Genomic DNA, 18,005 nt, shown 5'->3' on the forward strand with positions numbered 1-18,005 from the left:
GCCTTTTCTTGGCGAGGTGGTTCCCTGGTTTTTATAAAAATGTTAAGGAAAATGAAACAAATTAGCGGTTTAAGAAGTCCGCGAACCGCAGGAAAGCCTCTTTTCCATCTTCGGTACGCTTATAAACGCCGGCATCGAGAAGCACCTGGGCAAAGACGAGTCCCACCTCGTTCTTTAAGATTTCCATGGCATTTTCCCCGGTGACGGAGCCGTACTTCGGAAGGAAGCCAGTGACCCAGTCCGCATGCTTTTCGATGGCCTCGCAGCTTCGAATGTCTTTCCCGTTTACCATATAGTCGGCAAGCAGGGCCAGCTCCTCTTTTAACCTGGCCGGCAGCACCGCAAGCCCCATGACCTCAATGAGCCCGATGTTTTCTTTTTTAATATGGTGCAGGTTCTCATGCGGATGGAAGACGCCGAGAGGATGTTCCTCCGTTGTAATGTTGTTTCTGAGCACCAGATCCAGTTCGTATTCCCCGCCGCGTTTTCTGGCAATGGGTGTGATGGTATTATGGGGCTCTCCGTCCGTTTCCGCAAAGATAAAGGCCGCCTCATCCGTGTAGCCTCTCCAGGCCTTTAAAATTTTATCACCCAGCTCAATGAGCCGCTCCGGATTCGGGCTGCTTGTCCGGATCACGGACATGGGCCATTTGACGATCCCTGCCTTCACATCCTCGAAGCCGCGGATCGAAAGCTCCGTCTCCACCGGGGCCTTTGCCATGGCAAAGGTGTAATTGCCGCCCTGGAAATGGTCGTGGCTTAAGATGGAGCCGCCCACAATCGGAAGGTCCGCGTTGGAGCCCAGGAAATAGTGGGGGAACAGCTTTACAAAATCGAACAGCTTCACAAAGGTGTTACGTTCAATCTTCATTGGCGTATGGTTCCCGTTGAACACAATGCAGTGCTCGTTGTAGTACACATAGGGAGAATACTGGAAGCCCCAGCCTTCGCCGTTTATGGTAAGCGGGATGATCCTGTGGTTGTTTCTGGCCGGATGGTTGACGCGGCCGGCATAGCCCACATTTTCCATGCAGAGCAGGCATTTGGGGTAGCCGCCCTGTTTGGCAAGCTTGGCCGCCGCAATGGCCTTCGGATCTTTTTCCGGCTTGGAAAGGTTTACCGTGATGTCCAGATCCCCGTATTCCGTGGAAACGGCCCATTTCATATCCTTTTTTACGCGGTACCGGCGGATATAGTCGGAATCCTGGCTCAGTTTATAGAAATAGTCGGAGGCCGCCTTCGGCGATTCGCTGTGATAGACTGACCAGAAATGGTTTGTCACCTCGCTCGGACGCGGCATCAGGCAGTTCATGAGCTTTGTATCGAAGAGGTCACGGTAAACGACGCTGTCATGCTCCAAAAGCCCGTTTTCGGCCGCATAGTCCAGAAGCTCCTTTAAAATTTCCTCCAGGGGACGGCCGGATACCGGCGGTTCCGGCTCCTCATACCCGTCAAGCCCCAGGACAGCCAGGAGCTGATTTCTTGCATAAATTTCGTCGTCCTTTTCCAAAAGGCCTGTCTCCAGCCCATATTGTACCAGATCTCTCACAGCTTCGTAAATCATACCGGTTCCTCCCAATAAAACCTGCGTCTCAGAGACACACATACTTCCTTCTATTATAATAAAAACATGCTGACAATACAATCGTTTAATGCAGGTTTTTTACGAATTTTTCCAGCCGTTTCGTAAGGATTCCCCCCAAAAGCCCGATGACTGTCCCGGCGATGCAGCCGGCCGCCAGCAGCATGGGCAGATAGCTGAACACGCCGGCTGTACGCACCAGAAAGGCCGCAAACGTGAGCTGGCCGATGTTGTGGGCGATGCCGCCCAAAACGCTGATGCCAGTCTGGCCGAACAGGCCGCTTTTTTTGACAGACGCCATCACAAAAAGGCTTAGAAAGCTTCCGGAAAGGCCATAGGCCATGCTGTACACGTTCCCGAAGGTGAGTCCTGCGAGCACCACCCGGAATACGGTGATGCAGACGGTTCCCGGGATCCCCACGAGAAAAAGCCCCACCACGGTCACCAGATTGGCCAGCCCAAGCTTTGCGCCCGGCACCAGCATCGGGAGCGGGATCAGCGTCTCCACGTAGCTGAGCACCATGGCAAGGGCGATGAGGACGCCGTAAAGGGACGCGAATCTGGCTGCCTCTCCTGTTTTTCTGTTGTTTTTTCTTTTTGTCATTGGTTTTCCGTCCTCTGCCTTCCTTGACTTTCCTCTCCCCCTCTGCTAGAATGAGACAGGCGCAGGCGGCAGGCTGCGCCGATTCTTACAGAAAGCAGGATATTTTATGAAAAAGACATGTTTTCGGGGCGCAGCTTTCCTCCTGGGGCTCACAGCCATGTCCCAGGTGCTTTCCGGCTGTCAGGCCATGGATGGGATTCCGCCCCAGACCATGAGAAGCATCAGCCAGCCCTTAAGCCGCTCCGATTTCTTATTAAATACGTTTATCACCATCACGCTCTACGATACGGATGATGCCTCGATTCTGGATGATTGTTTCTCTCTCTGCAAAGACTATGAGAACCTTTTCAGCAAAACCCTGGAGACCAGCGAAATTTATAAGCTGAACCACCGGGAGCCGGAGGAACAGACCTTTACGGTCTCCGCCGACACAGCGGCGCTCATCGAAAAGGGACTCTATTACAGCAGGCTTTCCGGCGGCGCCTTCGACATCACCATCGAGCCTTTAAGCTCCCTCTGGAATTTCACCGACGGCAGGCATGTGATCCCGCCGGAAGAGGAGATCCGTGAGGCTGCCGAAAAGGTGGGCTATGAAAACGTGAAGCTGGAGGGGGATACGCTGACCTTCCTCTCCCCTGACACTTCCCTCGACCTGGGCGGCATCGCCAAGGGCTATATCGCCGACCGGATTAAGGATTATCTGCTGGATGCCGGCGTGAAAAGCGCCGTCATCAACCTGGGCGGCAACGTGCTCTGCGTCGGGAACCGGCCGGATGGGACGCCGTTTCATGTGGCGCTCCAGAAGCCATTTGCCGAAAAACGGGAGACTTTTGAGACCCTGGCCATCGACGGCCTGTCCGTGGTTGTCTCCGGCGTCTACGAGCGGCATTTCATTGTCGATGGGAAGAATTACCACCATCTTTTAGACCCAAAAACCGGCTGGCCCTATGACAACGGCCTCATCTCCACGGCGATCATTTCCGAGAGCTCCGCGGACGGCGACGCCCTCTCCACGGCCTGCTTCGCTCTCGGCCTGGAAAAGGGCATGGAGCTTGCAGACTCCTTGGACGGGGTTTACGCCATTTTCATCACCGACGGCTATGAGGTCTATTATTCGGAAGGCGCAGAAGAATTTCTCCTCCGGGAATGAAAGGATGAAGCATGGCTTTCACGCATGACAGGAAAAAGCATAAGCGGGATGTGATCCTGATCGCGGCCGTCCTGGCCGCCGCCGTTTTTTTATCTGCCGCCATGGGTATTTTTAACGGCGGCCCCGGCGGCACCGCTGTCGTCACCGTGGACGGCAGGGAAATCGCCGTTCTCGATCTTTCCAAAGATCAGGAGCTGACCGCAGACGGCGCTTACGGCGGAAGCAACCATATAAAAATACAGGACGGGCAGGTATGGGTCACGGAGGCCACCTGCCCGGATAAAATCTGTATCCACCAGGGAAAAATAAGCCAGGAGGGGGAGACCATCGTCTGCCTCCCCAACCGGATGATCATTCAGATTTTCGGGGAGTGAAAGCTGTTAAGCTTCCGCTCCCATTTTTTCCATCTCCGCGTTTACCTCGTCTTCACAGGCGCGCATGGCGAGAATCGTCATCTCCATAAGCTTCGGAAGCTCCCATCCAAGCCCCTCGGCGCCTTTTTCGATCACGTCGCGGGAACAGCCGGCGGCGAACCGCTTGTCCTTAAATTTCTTCTTGAGGCTGGAAACCTCCATGTCTTTCGTGCTCTTTGACGGGCGCATCTTCGCAGCGGCCCAGATAAGGCCGGTCAGCTCGTCTGCGGCGTAAAGCACTTTCTCCATCTCATGCTCCGGCTTTACCTCCACCCGGTGCCCGTAGCCGTGGCTTACGACGGCATGGATCAGCTCCTCTTCTGCGCCGGCTTCCTCTAAGAGACGCGGCGCCACGATGCAGTGCTCGTCAGGATATTCCTCAAAATCGATGTCGTGGAGAATCCCGCACACCTCCCAGAAGTCCGCGTCCTCGCCGTAGCCGAGCTCGTTCGCATACCACCGCAGGACGGCGCCCACTGTCAGCCCGTGCAGGATATGGAACGGCTCCTTATTATGTTCTTTCAAAAGTTCGATGGCTCTTTCTTTCGTGATTGCTGTCTTCATCTCTCGTCTTCCTCCATTTTACAAAGGCCGTTTCCCACAGGATGCCTGAACGGCCAAATTTTTTCAGTCTCTTTGGCTATTATATCAAATGAAAAACAGCTTTAAAAGGGTTTCCGCACAAAATTTCAGATTCCATTCCCCGACAGCCTTCTTCACCCGCACCTGGTAGCCGGCGATTCGCGTGCCGCCCACATAATATTCCACCTGCCCGGCTTCCTGGCCCGCATAGACCGGCGCCGTCAGCTCCTTCGCCGTCTTTTTTACGATTTTGACTTCTTCGTTCTCCCGCATAAGGACCCGCAGGGAGTCCGTGTCCGGATAGGCAATTTCCAGTTCCGCCGTATCCCGGATCCCGTTTTTCACCGGTACAGCCGGAAGTTCCATATCTTTTTTCAGGATATCGTAGTAGTCATAGGCATCTTTCCCGTAGGAAATCAGCTTCTGCATGTCCTGCCATTTATAGTTTTTGTGGGGCGGCCAGCCGCAGGCCAGAAGCGACGCGATGAACAACTTCCCATCCTTTTCCACAGCGCCCACATAGCAGTAGCCGGCCCCGTTTGTAAACCCGGTCTTCCCGGAAACGGCTCCCTCCATGGAGGTGAGAAGTGCATTGTGGTTGATGCAGGAGAATGACCGGGAGCCGGAAAGGTCGGAAAATGCGTGGGACGGCGCTCTGGTGATCGTCAGGAATTCTTCCTTCTTCGGCGACTGGAGAATGCAGTAGCGGAGAATCCGTGCCAGGTCTTCTGCCGTCGTCGAATGGACTTCCCCCGTAGCCTCTACGGATGCATCAAGGCCGTTTGGCGTGATAAAATGGGTGTCCGCACAGCCGATGTCCCTGGCCTTCTGGTTCATCATGTCTGCAAATCCCTCACGGCTCCCGCCCACGTGTTCGGCGATGGCAACGGCAGAGTCGTTATGGGACTCTAACATCATGGAATACAAAAGATCTTCCATCCGGTACGTCTCTCCGGCGCGGATTCCTAGCTGCACATCGGGCATGGAGGCCGCATAGTCCGACACCTGCACCGTTTCCTCAAAGCCGGCGTTTTCCAACGCCAGGATGCATGTCATGATCTTTGTGGTGCTGGCCATGGGCCGGATCTCGTTCTCTGCCTTTCCGTAAAGCACCCGCCCCGTCTCCCCGTCCATGAGGACAGCCGACTGAGCGATGACCGACGGCGCCTCCTTTGTCTCCCCAAGAACCGGGAACGCCAGGGCCGCCGCCATCAGGACGGCCAGGACAATGGCCGCCTGCCGTCTCGTCTTCTTCCATTTTTTCATGTTCCAACCATGCTTCCGTCTCCTGTTTGGTTCAATATATGCATGGATTTTTCTTTCTTGCCACCGGATTTGATTCCTGCTATAATGGCTTCCATGAATCTGACACTTACCTACACGATTAAAAAACAGGAGGCCGGAAGGACTGCGGCCGATTTTCTCCGGGATCAGGGCTACTCCGGCCGGATCCTGGTGCAGCTTCGGAAAACCTCCGGCGCCATTCTCATAAACGGGGCTCCGGCCTTTTCCAACCGAACCTTAGCCGAGGGCGATGTCCTCACGGTTCTCTTCCCGGAAGAGCCGTGTTCCGAGGGGATTGTCCCCGTGCCCATGGATCTTTCGATTCTTTACGAGGACGACTTTTTTATGGCCGTAAACAAGCCGGCCGGCATGCCGGTTCACCCTTCCCTGGGGCATTACGAAAACACCCTGGCAAACGGAATCGCCTGGTACATGAAGGAGCGGGGGATCCCGTTCACATTTCGCGCCGTAAACCGGCTGGACCGTGACACGTCCGGCCTTCTTCTGATTGCCAAAAACCGGCTGGCCTCCTGTCTCCTTTCGGCCCAGGCGGCCTCCCATAACCTCCACCGGGAGTATTCGGCCATCGTCTGTGGGAAGACGGAGCCGTCGGGAACGGTTTCGGCTCCCATCGCCAGAAAAGAGGGCTCCATTTTAGAGCGCACCGTGGACTTTGAGCACGGCGAGGCGGCCGTCACCCATTACGTCCGCATGGCATATAAAAAGGACGCAGATCTCTCCTTCCTGCGCCTTAAGCTTTCCACAGGAAGGACGCACCAGATCCGCGTCCACATGAAATATATCGGCCATCCGATTCCCGGAGATTTTCTTTACTGCCCGGATTACAGTGTCATAAAAAGGCAGGCACTTCATTCATCCCGCCTTTCCTTCGTTCATCCCGTCACGAAGGCGCCCATGGAGTTTGAGGCGCCGCTGCCGGACGACATGAAAGCGCTGTTTCCTGAAATGACCTATGGCTGCCTGAGCCCCTTTGGATAATGGTTCTTTAATGTGCCGCCGGATCCTTTCGCCCATCCCAGGGAATAGCCGTCTGACGTGATGAGCGTCCAGCCTTTCTTTTCGCTGTCGGGACATTTTAAGGCTTCGCCCCGCAGGTACCTTGCTGCCGTTTCGCCTGTCCCGACGTCGAAAACGCTGGCGGCATCACAGGACTTAAGAAACAGGGCCAGCCCGTGAGACGGCTCCAGGCGGCCTTTTTTTACAGTCCCCAGGCAGAGTCCCGGGCGCAGTACCCTTAAGCCCTTTAACGGCACCATGTCCTCCGGAATCAGGTACAGCCCGTCTCCGAACGCCAGGAATTGTTTTCCGGCTTCTTCTTTTTTCATGGTCTCCCGCCCTGCTTCCGACAGGGCTGCCTCGCAGAATTCCTGCCATTCCTTTTTGCCCGGAATCTCTTTTTCCGCTCTTTTTCTCCCCTTGGCCCTGTTTTTTTCCACACTCTCCTGTCTTTTGGGCTCCCCATGCTTTATGAGAAGCGCGAGGAAATGTCCTTCGCCCTCGGTTTTGTGGGGCCAGATCCGCACAGTATCGGAAAGGGCAGCATTCCCGTCTGCCCATTCCGGCCTTCCTTCGGAGAATGTTTCGGCAAGCGCCGGCCGGAGCAGGGAAAATTCCGGATGGCGCGAAAGGAAGCGGCTCACGCTCCCCTCATTTTCCTCCGGGGAAAAGGTACAGGTGGAATAAACCATCCTTCCGCCAGGCTTCAACATGGCGGCCGCACAGTCCAAAATCTCATCCTGGCGTCTGGCACAGAGTTCTACCTGCGCCATCCCCCATTCGTTTGACGCTTCCTCGTTTTTCCGGAACATCCCCTCGCCGGAACACGGCGCATCCACCAGGATTCCGTCAAAAAATTCCGGGAACACGGGCACAAGCCTGTCCGGCGGCTCGTTTAACACCACCGTGTTGGAAAGGCCCATCCGTTCCACGTTCTGAGAGAGGATTTTTGCCCTGGCCGGATGGATTTCATTGCTGACAAAGAGGCCTGTTCCGCCCATTTTCCCGGCTGCCTGGGTTGTCTTTCCTCCCGGCGCCGCGCAGAGATCCAGGATCCGCTCTCCGGCCGCCGGCGCCAGTACCTCTGCCGGCGCCATGGCGCTCGGCTCCTGGATATAATAGAGGCCGGCTTCATGGAACGGATGCTTTCCCGGCCTTTCTTCCGGCGGGTAAAAGTATCCGTCTGCGGCCCAGGGGATCGGCTCAAGTCCGGAAAGCGTTTCCGGAAGCCTGCCGTCTGTCTTCCTTCTGTTAAGGCGCAGGCCGAATTTTCGCTCTTTTTCGTAGGAAGCAAAAAATTCCTCTGCCTCCCGGCCCAGAAGCCGTTCCATTTTTTCCCTGAATTCTTTTGGAAGCATTTCCATCGTTTCTCTTTTCTCCTGTATCCTGCAAAAGTCCGGCCAGTTCCTCTCTGGTGGGATTTCCCTGTCCCTGGCCGGCATATTCTTTTCTTTCCCGGTTCACTCTATTACGGGAGGTAACACGCATGCTAAACTTCTTTTCCTGGTTTCTGATTCCGCTTTTAACTGTCTCCATGGCCGGGCCGGGAAACTGGACGGAAACCAACTTTTCCGTCTCCGGAAGCCGGCCGCCGGGCCAGCTTCTCCTGCTTTTATGGGGAGCCGCCACCGGCGGGTATTTTTACTCCCTTTTAAGACGCACAGCTTCGCGGATTCCCGGCATAAAAGCCGAAAAACGGCTTACCGTTCCGGCCGCCGCGGCCGCGCTTCTTCTCGCCGTCTCCGTTTTCCTCCCGTACAGGCCGGAAACCAGCAGGTATCTCTCTGCCGTCCATGTGGGCTGTGCGTTCTTCGCATCAGCTCTCCTTTATCTGCTTTTATTCCTTCTGGCCTTTAAAATGTACTTCTACCGGCCGGAAACCTACCGGCGCCCTGTGGTTTTCCTCCTGGCCGCCCTGCCCGTCTGCCTCTTTCTGTTTGCAGACTCCGGCTGGCTCATTTCCAGTTCCCTGGAGACCTTTTTTACGATCTTCTGCTGCCTCTGGCTCAACCGCTTTTACCGCCTGCTCCCCGGATAAGGCCTCCGCTCGCAATCAGGGCCTCTTTCTCTTTCCTGGAAAGCCGCTTGATGGCGCACTCCCGCCTCATGGCTTCCTCCTTTGTGGCAAATTCTTCAAAATAGGCCAGCGTCACAGGACGCCGCCCCTTTGTATATTTGGCGCCTTTTCCCTCGTTATGCGCCCGTACCCGCTCCTCGAGCCGGTTTGTCCAGCCGCAGTAAAGGCTTCCGTCAGCACAGCGAAGGATATAGGTGTAATTATGCCCCGATTCCATGTTTGTTTCTCCTGTATATTGAAAAAAGGACGCCGTCCACGGAACCTTTCCGGTTCCCGGCAGCGTCCCTTCCGTTTATGGTTTTGCCTTACAGTTCGATTTTGAAATCGTCGGAGCCTTCGCCATTGATCACATAGTAGGCCACATTCTCCTCCGGCTTCAGGTAGATCTCCACCGTCTTGATATCGGAAGCTTTGTTTCCAAGCTCTGTATATGCTTTCTTTACCTCGGAAACCAGATCTTTCTCCGTATATTCCTTACCGGCATACTGAACATAAAGAGCCGTCTTGACAGCCGCCGTCTTTTTTGCGGTCGTTTTCTTCTTCGGAGCAGCAGTCTCCTTCTTTTCAGCAGTTTCCTTCTTATCAACAACTGGAGAACCAGCCTTTACAGTCTTTTTGTTCTCAGCCGCCTCAACAGTTCCCTTCTTTGTTGCCATTTTTAACTTTCCTCCTAAATCTTCATTGCTATTCAAGCCCGTCCCTGTTGTCTGATCTTATGCAGCTTTGCTGTCACAACATGCAGCCTTTCTCCAGTAAACTGCACTCCCGGAACCTGCTTTTTTTCTGGTTCCGGCTGCATGGATTATAAGCCTTTCGCCGGTTTTTGTCAATAAAATCAACGGTTTTCCACACTTTCACCAATTTAGAAGGAAGATTTTCACTTTTATTGTTCCAATTTAAAGTTCGGGATCACCTCGCTCCAGCTTTCGATGCCGATGATCTCCTTGGCAAACTCCGTATATTTCAGGGACTTGTTCGTGTCGATGTACTTGAACACCTCATAGATGTTCTTCGGCATCACGGCAATCACCTTATCCGGCCTCGACATATCGACGGTCCAAAGGCCAAAGGCGCAGGAGGTATTGACCTCCGTGATGGAATCCACCTGACGGTTCAGAATAAACGCGTCGATATAGGGATTGCTGTCCACCAGATAGTAGGCATAGGCGAAAGCCGCCGCCTGGATGTCATACACCGGCCCCCTGGAAGCACTCTGGGACGTAAAGCCCTCCTCGGAGAGGATGATATGCCGCACCCTGCCGTCTGCCGTCAGAAGCTCCGGCTTCTGGAAGTAGTCCGTCAGCACGTGAAGGTTCTTGAAGTTCACCACAGGGGAATTTTCCGTATCGTTTACCATTCCCGTCTGGTCGTCATCCCAGAACTCCGGCTCCACCATCGGATACGGATAGGGATGGTATGCAAGCCCCCAGTCGATGTTGCCTTCGGCGCGGATCCCTGCGTTAAACAGGTCGATAAAATCCTTTGCCGCGTACTGGAGACTGGTATTTGTCTTCTTCCATTCATAATCCGTGGAAAAATAAACCCTGGCGTTTTTGCTGTGGCTCTTGATGGCTGTGTAGGCCACGCGGAAATCCTGCTCAAAGAGCTTTGTGTACTCCGAAAGCTCCATGGGCCCCACATAATTCCAGTTTTTGTTGTTGTTGATCTCGTTGCCGACAATCCAGTTGGACACGCGGCCGTGGTCATAATTGCTTCCGGAATACCGCTCCGCCATGAAAGAAAACAGGGCCCGTGTCGCCTCATAGCCTTCCTTTGTCGATACATTAAATCCGTAGTAGAAGGCGTCGTCCTGCCTGGTTACTCCCGGCATCACAAGCTCCGGCTTATCCGGGTTCCAGCCGTTTAAAAGGATGGCCGTCACCACAATCCCCTTCGCAGAAAAGGAGCTGATCATCTTATCGTAGCTGGCAATCAGATCTTCATTGAAATAATATGTCGTCCCATTATAGTCATATGCCAGATTCCCGCCCCAGATATGGTGGTACGGGATATTGATTGTCGTATGCTTGACGCCTAAGTTCATGGCATCGCCGAGCATATCCAGCTCAATCAAAAGCCCCTTCTTGCTCTGAGCCTCCGGGAACTCTTCCGTGAACGCCGCCACATCGCCGGGATTCGTCACGTAAATGGGGCCGCTGATGGCCTGATACGTTCCGCCGACGTTTACAGCCGCCACAAAGCGGGAATACAGCCGCGAATCGGAAGGATCGCCGCTGTACGGAACCGTGAACGAAAGCTTATCGCCTTTTTCACTCCACGCCGCATAATCCGTCCGGCTCCCGATTCCTGTCTCGTAGGGATGGAGCTCAAACAGATAATAATATCCGTCATCGGCCGTCTCGCCTTCCTCCAGTGTCCCGGCCGAGGCTGTCCCTGTCACCACAATGCTGTTTCCGCCTTCCACCGTACAGGCGGAAAGGGACGCCGTATCATAGGCTGCAAAGCTTGTCATACAGCCTGCCGTAAGAGCAGCCAGCATTCCGAAAAGGAAAGCCGCGCCGCTTTTCAAAAAATTCCCTTTTTTCATAATCATTCCTGCCTTTCCAATTTCCGTCTGCCGACATTATATCAAACGTCCATTAAAAAATGCTTATCTTATTTTTACATTTTGCTTACAAATTCAGCTTGCCGGCAAGAGCAGGGCTGCCGCGTTGGCAGCAAAATGAAACAGCACCGGCGCCTTGACGGTACGCGTCTTTTCCATGGAAAATGCCAGAAAAAGCCCCATAATAAAGGCATAAAGCCCTTGGCCCGGATTTCCATGGTACAGCCCAAAAAGCGCCGCCGACACAAGGCCTGCCGGCACGGAAGGGATCAGTTCCTTAAGCCGCATATACAGAACGCCGCGGAAAAAGAACTCCTCAAGAAGCGGGGATGCGCATAACAGCACAAGTAGCTGGAGCCACAGGCGCCCCGTAAGAAGCGACGTGGCCGCCGCATCGTAGCCGGGAATACCGGCGTATGTGATGATCCGTCCGAGGATGACAGAAGCGGCAGCTCCGGAAACCAGGACAGCGACGGCTGTTTTTAATCCCCACTTCGCATCGCCCCGGAAAACCGTATCTTCCCGGTAAAAATGATAGAGAACCGGCACAGCCGCGATGGCCCGGAACAAGGTATCCCAAAGGACAGCCTCATCCCCGAATATGGTCGTCCCCGCCATTGGAAGCTCGATAAGGCAGGCCACAGCCAGGCAGAAAAGCACCGGCAAAAGAATTCTTCTGATTCGTATCTTCACGTATAATTCCTCCCGTTTTCCACGGCGTCAGGACGTGACGCCCCTGTCAGGTCTTCCGCCTTTTCAGCAGGAAACGCTTCTGGTATTTCAGGTCTGCAAAGGCAAGGATCTCTTTTAAACACACGGCGTCCGACATGCCTCCAAGGGCGCCGGCCAGGGGAATCCCCTGGATGAATTTCATATAGAGGAGCCGCCGCGACAGGGCCTCGGCGCAGATGTCAGCCTGTTCTTCGGCCGTCTCTGAAAAGCGGCGTTCCCCTGCGATCCACTCGTCCAGCTCTCCGTTTACTTTTATGCAAGTCTCCCTGTCTGAGACTGCCGCCCCGATGACCTTCAGTAAAAAGACCTGCTCCTCCTCTTCTTCGTAAGAGAAGCCATAATTGACAGCAATTTCATAGACACTCTTTAAAATCACACCGGCAAACAGCGGGATGTCCGGCAGGCCGATTCCCAGTATCCCCAGGCCGACGCCTTCTGCCGCAGAGAGGGCCAGGTTGCCCCTCCGGATGCCGGCGGCCTCTTTTCGGAAGGCCCGCAGGGCCTTTTTGTCGCCGCGAAGTTCCTCCGCATAAGCGCGGATCTCATAATCCGCCTCCCGCTTTTTCCTGGGATACGCCCGTTCAATCACGAACCGGCCGTTTTTCTGCACCAGCCCGAATGCCTTTTTGAAGGCGGCATGCAGGGTTTCCTGCACGTTGTCAGGCATATGATTTTCCGCAAATTTTTCTAAAAGCCCGCGGCTGTCGTCTCTTTTTCCGTCCAGAAACCGCTTTTCCGCGGCCAGAAGCCGCTTCCACTCCTTTTCCCAGGGCGTGCCTCCAAAGGAAAGTTTCATTCTGTTCCCGCCTTTCCACCGTATTTCCAGATATTCTAACACAAGGCTGTGAAAGAATCCACCGCTTTCTTTTTATGAATGATGCAGGATTTCCCAAATATATATAGAAGAAAAAGCAGGATTTGGCTATGAAAATCCCATATCTTGAGGCCTGGAAAAAAATATCCGGCGTCCTTTTGCTCTTTCTTTTATCCTTTGCCGCCGGCCACGCCGGGGCCGCCATTGTCCACGGAAGGGAGGCCGTCCCCGTATCAGCGGAAGGGAACTGGGGCTTAAGCTTCCAGCAGGAGGGGAAGCCGCCGGTCGCCAACGCCACAGCGGACGAACTTTTGCAGTACAATGCCTACTATTCCGAGAACACCGATGAAAAAGTCCTTTACCTGACCTTTGATGCCGGCTACGAAAACGGCAATACGGAGGCCATTCTCGACGCGCTGAAAAAACACAATGCACCGGCCGCTTTCTTTCTCGTGGGCAATTATCTGGAAACCAGCCCGGATCTTGTGAAACGGATGTTAGCGGACGGCCACATTGTCGGGAACCATACATACCACCACCCGGACATGTCCAAAATTGCTTCCAGAGAGGCTTTTGAAAAAGAGCTTACCGACCTGGAGGCACTGTTTACGGAAATCACGGGCCAGACTATGAAAAAATACTACCGGCCACCCCAGGGAAAATACAGCGAATCCAACCTTCAGATGGCAAAGGATCTAGGTTATACCACCTTTTTCTGGAGCCTGGCTTACGTGGACTGGTACCAGGACAAACAGCCCACGAAGGAGGAAGCCTTCAAAAAGCTTCTCGGCCGCATCCATCCCGGCGCCGTCGTCCTTCTCCACAGCACTTCCTCCACCAATGCCGCCATTTTAGATGAGCTTTTGACGAAATGGGAGGAGATGGGATACTGCTTTAAATCTCTCGATGAACTGGCCGGCGTCTAAAGAAAAACAGCCGCAGGCGCTGGTTTGGGGATCCCTCAAACCGGCACTGCGGCCATTTTCTCTTATTGCTGCCAGACGTTCTCGAGTTCCATATGGAAATCCGTCCGAAACGGCCCGTCCTCCTGGCTTAAAAGCGCTTCCATAGAGGCGGCCAGCTCCCCGGCACTGCTCTCTGCATCGTCCGCAGACGTTTCGCTCCAGTAGGAATATCCATAAAGGCAGCTTTTGTTAAACTCTTCCCAGGAATCAAAGGATGCCTGGGCCAGCTCTGCCGCTTTCAGACACTGGTCGAGCCCTTCCTCATACGTACAGAAACCAGCGGCATATCCGAGGGACATCAGGGACGGCACGCGGCTCAAATCCCACGCTGATATGGCATGGTCTCCAAATTCGTCCCGCGCATCCCAGGCGGCGGACAGATATGTCTGTTCCTCGCCGGAAAGCTCCCGTTCCTCCAGCAGGCCATCAAACGTCTCCTTGTCCATATCCTCTCCGATTTCCATTTCCTCAAGGAGCGCAAGGGCATCGCCGTTATGCCCGTCCTCCATCAGCCATGCGGCCGTTGCAAACAGGCTCTCTTTGTCGCCAACCGCCCACTGTTCTTCCAGGTTCTTCACCGCCTGCTCCTGGATTTCCGAAAGGTCGTCCCCCGCGTCTTCCATGGCTTTTACTGAAAGAAACCGGCTCACACCGCCTTCCGGGTCCACCGCTGCCGTCATCCCGGCGATAAAGTCCATGGAAGTCTCCAGCACAGCGCCTTCCAGCTCCCGGAAGGCAAAGAGCGGCCTGACCTTCTCCATGGCCTTTTGGCTTCCGCCTGCCATGACCGTATAATACCTGCCGGGGCTTTCCAGGTACCAGACGGATGCAGCGCCTCTGACATTTTTATAAATCAGTTCTCCGTTTCCGAAAATACACCGCTCCATGCCTTCTATTTCCAGCTCCGTCTCTTCGTTCCACCGGAAGCTGGTATCGTCCTTTTCCAGTACCGAGCAGATATAATCCCTGTATTCTTCCAGAGTCTCCGCCTCGCCATTCGTAAAGTCAGAATTTTTATCGCTTCCATATACGAACGCCGAAACTTCCAAACCGGAATCCCCGCTTGTGAGTATCGTGAGGGATGCGTCTTCAAGGAGCTGCCTGTCAGACTGTTCCATCCCGGACGGCATCGTCACCGAAAACCAGCCGTTTTCTGCCGTGTATTCCTTTGGTACCGGAGCTGTCTCTTTCCCGCAGGCAGAGAGAAACAGGCAGGCGCACAGCAGTGCCGCAGTCCGTCTTCGTTTCATATATTTCCTCTCCTTGTCAGCCATTTTTTCCCAGTATAACACAAGGCACAGGGCCGGACAAGGAAAACAAGCGCCGGCTTTTCTATTCCACCAGCTTGTTGAGTTCTTTCACATACTCCGTCTCATTGGAGATCTTGTGGTTTGCCTGGGCCGCGTAAAGGTTTACGGCCGCCTGGGACTTTTTAATCGGCTGCATCGTACCGGCACCGGCTACACAGCCGCCCGGGCAGGCCATTCCCTCTAAAAGGTAGCCGTTGTACTTCCCGGCCTTTGCTAGCGTAAGCAGACGGCGGCAGTCCTTGAGCCCTTCCGCGTTCGCCACCTTGATCTCCCTGTCCGGATACAGCTCCTTTATGACGTTCACCACGGATTTGGCGACGCCGCCGGCGACAGCAAAGTTGCGGCCGTCCGTGGACGCATCGTTGACGCCCTCCGGGTCTTCCTCAATATTTTCAATATCCACATGCTTTGCATCGAAGATTCCGGCCATCTCCTCAAAGGTCAGGACGAAATCCACATCGCTCCGGATGTCGTCGCGCATGGCCTCCAGCTTTTTCGCGGCACATGGCCCGATAAATACCACTTTTGCCTTTTCGTGCTGGCTCTTAATCAGCCTTGCCGTCAAAGTCATCGGCGTCAGGGCCATGGAAATGCACTTCGCATAGTCCGGAAACAGCTTCTTTGCCATCATCGACCAGGCCGGGCAGCAGGAGGTCGCCATAAACGGAAGCTTTTCCGGCACTTCTTCCACAAAGTCCATGGCCTCCTGGGTCGCACAGAGGTCAGCTCCGATGGCCACCTCAAAGACATCGGCAAAGCCGAGCTGCTTCATGGCGGCACGCAGTTTTCCCGGCGTCACCTTCGGCCCGAACTGGCCCACAAATGCCGGCGCCACGGCTGCATACACGCGCTCGCCGGACTGGATTGCCCGGATCACCTGGAAAATCTGTGATTTATCGGCAATGGCTCCGAAGGGGCAGTTTACCAGGCACATTCCGCAGGAAACACATTTGCTGTAATCAATATCCGCCTTGCCGTTGGCATCTGAATGGATCGCGTCCATGCCGCAGGCCGCAGCGCATGGGCGTTCCTGGATAATAATCGCATGATAGCCACAGACATCAGCACAGCGTCCGCATTTGATGCATTTGTCGGGATCAATATGAGATTTTCCATTTGTCCGCTCCAGATGAATCGCATCCTTCGGGCAGACCTCCACACATGGATGGGCCAGGCAGCCCTGACAGCCGTCCGTCACAAATACACGCTTTTCATGACATGCGTTGCAGGCAAATTTTATGACGTTGATGAGCGGCGGCGTATAGTACGTCTCCGCCTGGTCGGCCGCCTCGATGTTGTCGGAAATCGGCGCCGGCTCCGCTGCGCTCCGGTACGGAAGCCCCATGGCAAGGCGCAGACGTTCTCCTACAATGGCACGTTCCAAAAATACATCATTCCGGAAGTTTCCCACCTCACCCGGAATAATCTTATACGGCAGTTCCTCGATCCGCTTATCAACCGGCCACTCCGTATGGTAGGCCATGCGGGCCACCTCGCGGAAAATTCTGTGTCGGATTTCCTGAATTCTGGTTTCCACACCTCTCATGCAGACTTCCTCCTTTTCCGTGCCGATACCATGCTGTCCGGCGTTCTCCTGTCATCTCCACAGGTATCGCTCTCGTTTTTATTTTCTTTTGTTAAAAAGATAACATATTCTGATGCGCCATAGCAAGTTTTTATTTATGTACAATCCGCGTCTCCTGTTTTTTCCACATCCCGCAGATAAATCCGGCCGTTTTCCACCGAAAATTTCACCTCAAAGCCGGCAAACTCCATTCCATAAACCCGGCCGGGATCCTTCTGGTAGGAAGGCCGCGGATCCTGGGACAGGACTTTTTTCAGGGCCTCCCGCTTTTCCTCCGGAATCCGGCAGAGCAGTTCTTCCGGCGCCTCGACAGTCAGGCTGTATTCCCTCGTCCTGTCGGTAAAGCCGCCGCACGCTTCCGGATGCCCGTCCACAAAAGGCAGATACGGCTTGATATCAAAGACAGGCGTCCCGTCCATCAGATCAGCACCGGAAATATGGAGCACCGGCCCCAGCTTTTCATCCATCTCAATCTGTTCCAGCTTTACGCAGGAAAGTCCCAGCGCATTTGGACGGAAAGGAGAACGGGTGGCAAACACTCCGACACGCTTGTTTCCGCCGAGCCGCGGCGGCCGAACCGTCGGCGACCAGCCGTCCCGCAGATTTTCCGAAAATTCCCATATCAGCCAGATATGGGAAAAGTCCGAAAGCCCTTTAAATGCTGCCGGTTCCCGGTATTCCGGCTCCATGACAATGGTTCCCTTGAGCTCTTCTATGAGACCGCTCTGTCTCGGAATCCCAAATTTTGACGTAAAGTCCGTGCGGACATGTCCGATAATTTTAAGCTCCAGCCCTTTTTCCATGTGCTCCTCCGCTTCCATGGCCGCCCGGTCTTCTTTCCCGGGCAGCCATCTCCTTTTCTTATACAAACCGCTTCAGTTCCCTGTTAAATTCTTCCTCCATCCTCACCAGATCCTTTGCCGCTCCAAGGCTCTCCGCAGAGGCCTCCGGGGACTGGTTGATATGGCTGCTGATGGTTTTGATTCCCATACTGCATCCGTCCATCAGGATCTTCGCAGCCTGATGGCTGTCTTCCTTCCAGGAAAGCTTAACGCCTGTGCTGGCCTTTGCAAAAGCCGACGCCATCATCGGCGGTTCCTTCGGTGCATACCCTTCGGCCGCCAGCATGGAGTCCACGCGCGCTTTCAGCTTTTCATGCTTTCCTTTATACTCTGCAATCAGAGCCCCAAGCTTCTGATCGTCCGTGGCTTTCCGGATCTGGCACATGCTTTCTTCCGCCATCCGACATCCAGCACTGCATTCCTTTAATAAAGCAATCGTCTGATTTTCCACGAAACTGCACTCCCTTCACTTTTTTTCTCAA

At 54.3% G+C, this 18,005-nt stretch carries 19 protein-coding genes; 5 read left to right on the plus strand and 14 right to left on the minus strand.

The window, feature by feature from the left end; translation table 11 throughout:
- Positions 1-61: 61 nt before the first annotated feature.
- Both galT and KE531_02220 read right to left on the minus strand, forming a co-directional pair.
- Positions 62-1,564, minus strand: a complete 1,503-nt coding sequence (galT, locus tag KE531_02215; protein ID MBR9952447.1) for a UDP-glucose--hexose-1-phosphate uridylyltransferase — start codon at positions 1,562-1,564, stop codon at positions 62-64.
- Positions 1,565-1,649: 85 nt separating this feature from the next.
- Positions 1,650-2,186 carry a Gx transporter family protein gene (locus KE531_02220; protein ID MBR9952448.1) on the minus strand — a complete coding sequence of 179 codons (537 nt, stop codon included), beginning with the start codon at positions 2,184-2,186 and terminating at the stop codon, positions 1,650-1,652.
- Between the two features lie 187 nt (positions 2,187-2,373).
- Here KE531_02220 and KE531_02225 point away from each other — a divergent pair, with 187 nt between their 5' ends.
- Together KE531_02225 and KE531_02230 are read left to right on the plus strand one after the other, a co-directional pair.
- Positions 2,374-3,336 (plus strand): FAD:protein FMN transferase, encoded by a 963-nt coding sequence (locus KE531_02225; protein ID MBR9952449.1) that lies wholly within the window; start codon positions 2,374-2,376, stop codon positions 3,334-3,336.
- An 11-nt stretch (positions 3,337-3,347) separates the two neighbouring features.
- Positions 3,348-3,710, plus strand: coding sequence for a NusG domain II-containing protein (locus KE531_02230; protein MBR9952450.1), 363 nt, complete (start codon positions 3,348-3,350; stop codon positions 3,708-3,710).
- 6 nt (positions 3,711-3,716) lie between these two features.
- On the opposite strand, the gene KE531_02235 is transcribed toward KE531_02230, so the two are convergent.
- On the minus strand, positions 3,717-4,313 hold the full coding sequence (locus KE531_02235) for an HD domain-containing protein (GenBank protein MBR9952451.1): 597 nt from the start codon (positions 4,311-4,313) through the stop codon (positions 3,717-3,719).
- A gap of 84 nt (positions 4,314-4,397) precedes the next feature.
- Positions 4,398-5,597 carry a D-alanyl-D-alanine carboxypeptidase gene (locus KE531_02240; protein MBR9952452.1) on the minus strand — a complete coding sequence of 400 codons (1,200 nt, stop codon included), beginning with the start codon at positions 5,595-5,597 and terminating at the stop codon, positions 4,398-4,400.
- A gap of 93 nt (positions 5,598-5,690) precedes the next feature.
- On the opposite strand from KE531_02240, the gene KE531_02245 reads away from it, so the two are divergent.
- Complete coding sequence (locus KE531_02245) at positions 5,691-6,614, plus strand: RluA family pseudouridine synthase (protein ID MBR9952453.1); 924 nt, start codon at positions 5,691-5,693, stop codon at positions 6,612-6,614.
- On the opposite strand, the gene KE531_02250 is transcribed toward KE531_02245, so the two are convergent.
- On the minus strand, positions 6,587-7,996 hold the full coding sequence (locus tag KE531_02250) for an RsmB/NOP family class I SAM-dependent RNA methyltransferase (GenBank protein ID MBR9952454.1): 1,410 nt from the start codon (positions 7,994-7,996) through the stop codon (positions 6,587-6,589). The genes KE531_02245 and KE531_02250 overlap by 28 nt on opposite strands.
- 122 nt (positions 7,997-8,118) lie before the next feature.
- Here KE531_02250 and KE531_02255 point away from each other — a divergent pair, with 122 nt between their 5' ends.
- Entirely contained in the window at positions 8,119-8,670 is a 552-nt protein-coding gene (locus tag KE531_02255; protein MBR9952455.1) for a hypothetical protein, read from the plus strand.
- On the opposite strand, the gene KE531_02260 is transcribed toward KE531_02255, so the two are convergent.
- The 5 genes from KE531_02260 to KE531_02280 all read right to left on the minus strand — a co-directional run bounded on the left by KE531_02260 (position 8,639) and on the right by KE531_02280 (position 12,803).
- Complete coding sequence (locus tag KE531_02260) at positions 8,639-8,926, minus strand: GIY-YIG nuclease family protein (protein ID MBR9952456.1); 288 nt, start codon at positions 8,924-8,926, stop codon at positions 8,639-8,641. The genes KE531_02255 and KE531_02260 overlap by 32 nt on opposite strands.
- Before the next feature lie 88 nt (positions 8,927-9,014).
- Entirely contained in the window at positions 9,015-9,365 is a 351-nt protein-coding gene (locus tag KE531_02265; GenBank protein MBR9952457.1) for a hypothetical protein, read from the minus strand.
- A 227-nt stretch (positions 9,366-9,592) separates the two neighbouring features.
- The gene (locus KE531_02270) at positions 9,593-11,257 is read right to left on the minus strand and encodes a Tat pathway signal protein (protein MBR9952458.1); all 1,665 of its coding nucleotides are present in this window, start codon (positions 11,255-11,257) and stop codon (positions 9,593-9,595) included.
- A gap of 93 nt (positions 11,258-11,350) precedes the next feature.
- A complete protein-coding gene (locus KE531_02275) occupies positions 11,351-11,968 on the minus strand; it encodes a CPBP family intramembrane metalloprotease (GenBank protein MBR9952459.1) in 618 nt (205 codons plus the stop codon).
- A gap of 46 nt (positions 11,969-12,014) precedes the next feature.
- Positions 12,015-12,803 carry an EcsC family protein gene (locus KE531_02280; GenBank protein MBR9952460.1) on the minus strand — a complete coding sequence of 263 codons (789 nt, stop codon included), beginning with the start codon at positions 12,801-12,803 and terminating at the stop codon, positions 12,015-12,017.
- 128 nt (positions 12,804-12,931) lie between these two features.
- Between KE531_02280 and pdaA the strand changes: the two genes are divergently transcribed.
- Positions 12,932-13,747, plus strand: coding sequence for a delta-lactam-biosynthetic de-N-acetylase (pdaA, locus tag KE531_02285; GenBank protein MBR9952461.1), 816 nt, complete (start codon positions 12,932-12,934; stop codon positions 13,745-13,747).
- Between the two features lie 62 nt (positions 13,748-13,809).
- Here the strand turns inward: pdaA and KE531_02290 are convergent, their stop codons facing one another.
- The 4 genes from KE531_02290 to KE531_02305 form a co-directional block, all read right to left on the minus strand.
- Complete coding sequence (locus tag KE531_02290; protein MBR9952462.1) at positions 13,810-15,036, minus strand: DUF1266 domain-containing protein; 1,227 nt, start codon at positions 15,034-15,036, stop codon at positions 13,810-13,812.
- A gap of 82 nt (positions 15,037-15,118) precedes the next feature.
- A complete protein-coding gene (locus tag KE531_02295) occupies positions 15,119-16,642 on the minus strand; it encodes a 4Fe-4S dicluster domain-containing protein (protein MBR9952463.1) in 1,524 nt (507 codons plus the stop codon).
- Positions 16,643-16,776: 134 nt separating this feature from the next.
- Positions 16,777-17,484 carry a tRNA (N6-threonylcarbamoyladenosine(37)-N6)-methyltransferase TrmO gene (gene tsaA, locus KE531_02300; GenBank protein MBR9952464.1) on the minus strand — a complete coding sequence of 236 codons (708 nt, stop codon included), beginning with the start codon at positions 17,482-17,484 and terminating at the stop codon, positions 16,777-16,779.
- Positions 17,485-17,542: 58 nt separating this feature from the next.
- Positions 17,543-17,974 (minus strand): hypothetical protein, encoded by a 432-nt coding sequence (locus tag KE531_02305; GenBank protein MBR9952465.1) that lies wholly within the window; start codon positions 17,972-17,974, stop codon positions 17,543-17,545.
- Between the last annotated feature and the right edge of the window lie 31 nt (positions 17,975-18,005).

Source organism: Eubacteriaceae bacterium Marseille-Q4139 (genome assembly GCA_018223415.1).
Taxonomy (GTDB): domain Bacteria; phylum Bacillota; class Clostridia; order Lachnospirales; family Lachnospiraceae; genus CABSIM01.

Coding starts and splice junctions, on each gene's coding strand:
- galT (MBR9952447.1), bottom strand. CDS start 1,564: ATGATTTACGAAGCTGTGAGAGATCTGGTACAATATGGGCTGGAGACA.
- KE531_02220 (MBR9952448.1), bottom strand. CDS start 2,186: ATGACAAAAAGAAAAAACAACAGAAAAACAGGAGAGGCAGCCAGATTC.
- KE531_02225 (MBR9952449.1), top strand. CDS start 2,374: ATGGATGGGATTCCGCCCCAGACCATGAGAAGCATCAGCCAGCCCTTA.
- KE531_02230 (MBR9952450.1), top strand. CDS start 3,348: ATGGCTTTCACGCATGACAGGAAAAAGCATAAGCGGGATGTGATCCTG.
- KE531_02235 (MBR9952451.1), bottom strand. CDS start 4,313: ATGAAGACAGCAATCACGAAAGAAAGAGCCATCGAACTTTTGAAAGAA.
- KE531_02240 (MBR9952452.1), bottom strand. CDS start 5,597: ATGAAAAAATGGAAGAAGACGAGACGGCAGGCGGCCATTGTCCTGGCC.
- KE531_02245 (MBR9952453.1), top strand. CDS start 5,691: ATGAATCTGACACTTACCTACACGATTAAAAAACAGGAGGCCGGAAGG.
- KE531_02250 (MBR9952454.1), bottom strand. CDS start 7,996: ATGGAAATGCTTCCAAAAGAATTCAGGGAAAAAATGGAACGGCTTCTG.
- KE531_02255 (MBR9952455.1), top strand. CDS start 8,119: ATGCTAAACTTCTTTTCCTGGTTTCTGATTCCGCTTTTAACTGTCTCC.
- KE531_02260 (MBR9952456.1), bottom strand. CDS start 8,926: ATGGAATCGGGGCATAATTACACCTATATCCTTCGCTGTGCTGACGGA.
- KE531_02265 (MBR9952457.1), bottom strand. CDS start 9,365: ATGGCAACAAAGAAGGGAACTGTTGAGGCGGCTGAGAACAAAAAGACT.
- KE531_02270 (MBR9952458.1), bottom strand. CDS start 11,257: ATGAAAAAAGGGAATTTTTTGAAAAGCGGCGCGGCTTTCCTTTTCGGA.
- KE531_02280 (MBR9952460.1), bottom strand. CDS start 12,803: ATGAAACTTTCCTTTGGAGGCACGCCCTGGGAAAAGGAGTGGAAGCGG.
- pdaA (MBR9952461.1), top strand. CDS start 12,932: ATGAAAATCCCATATCTTGAGGCCTGGAAAAAAATATCCGGCGTCCTT.
- KE531_02290 (MBR9952462.1), bottom strand. CDS start 15,036: ATGAAACGAAGACGGACTGCGGCACTGCTGTGCGCCTGCCTGTTTCTC.
- KE531_02295 (MBR9952463.1), bottom strand. CDS start 16,642: ATGAGAGGTGTGGAAACCAGAATTCAGGAAATCCGACACAGAATTTTC.
- tsaA (MBR9952464.1), bottom strand. CDS start 17,484: ATGGAAAAAGGGCTGGAGCTTAAAATTATCGGACATGTCCGCACGGAC.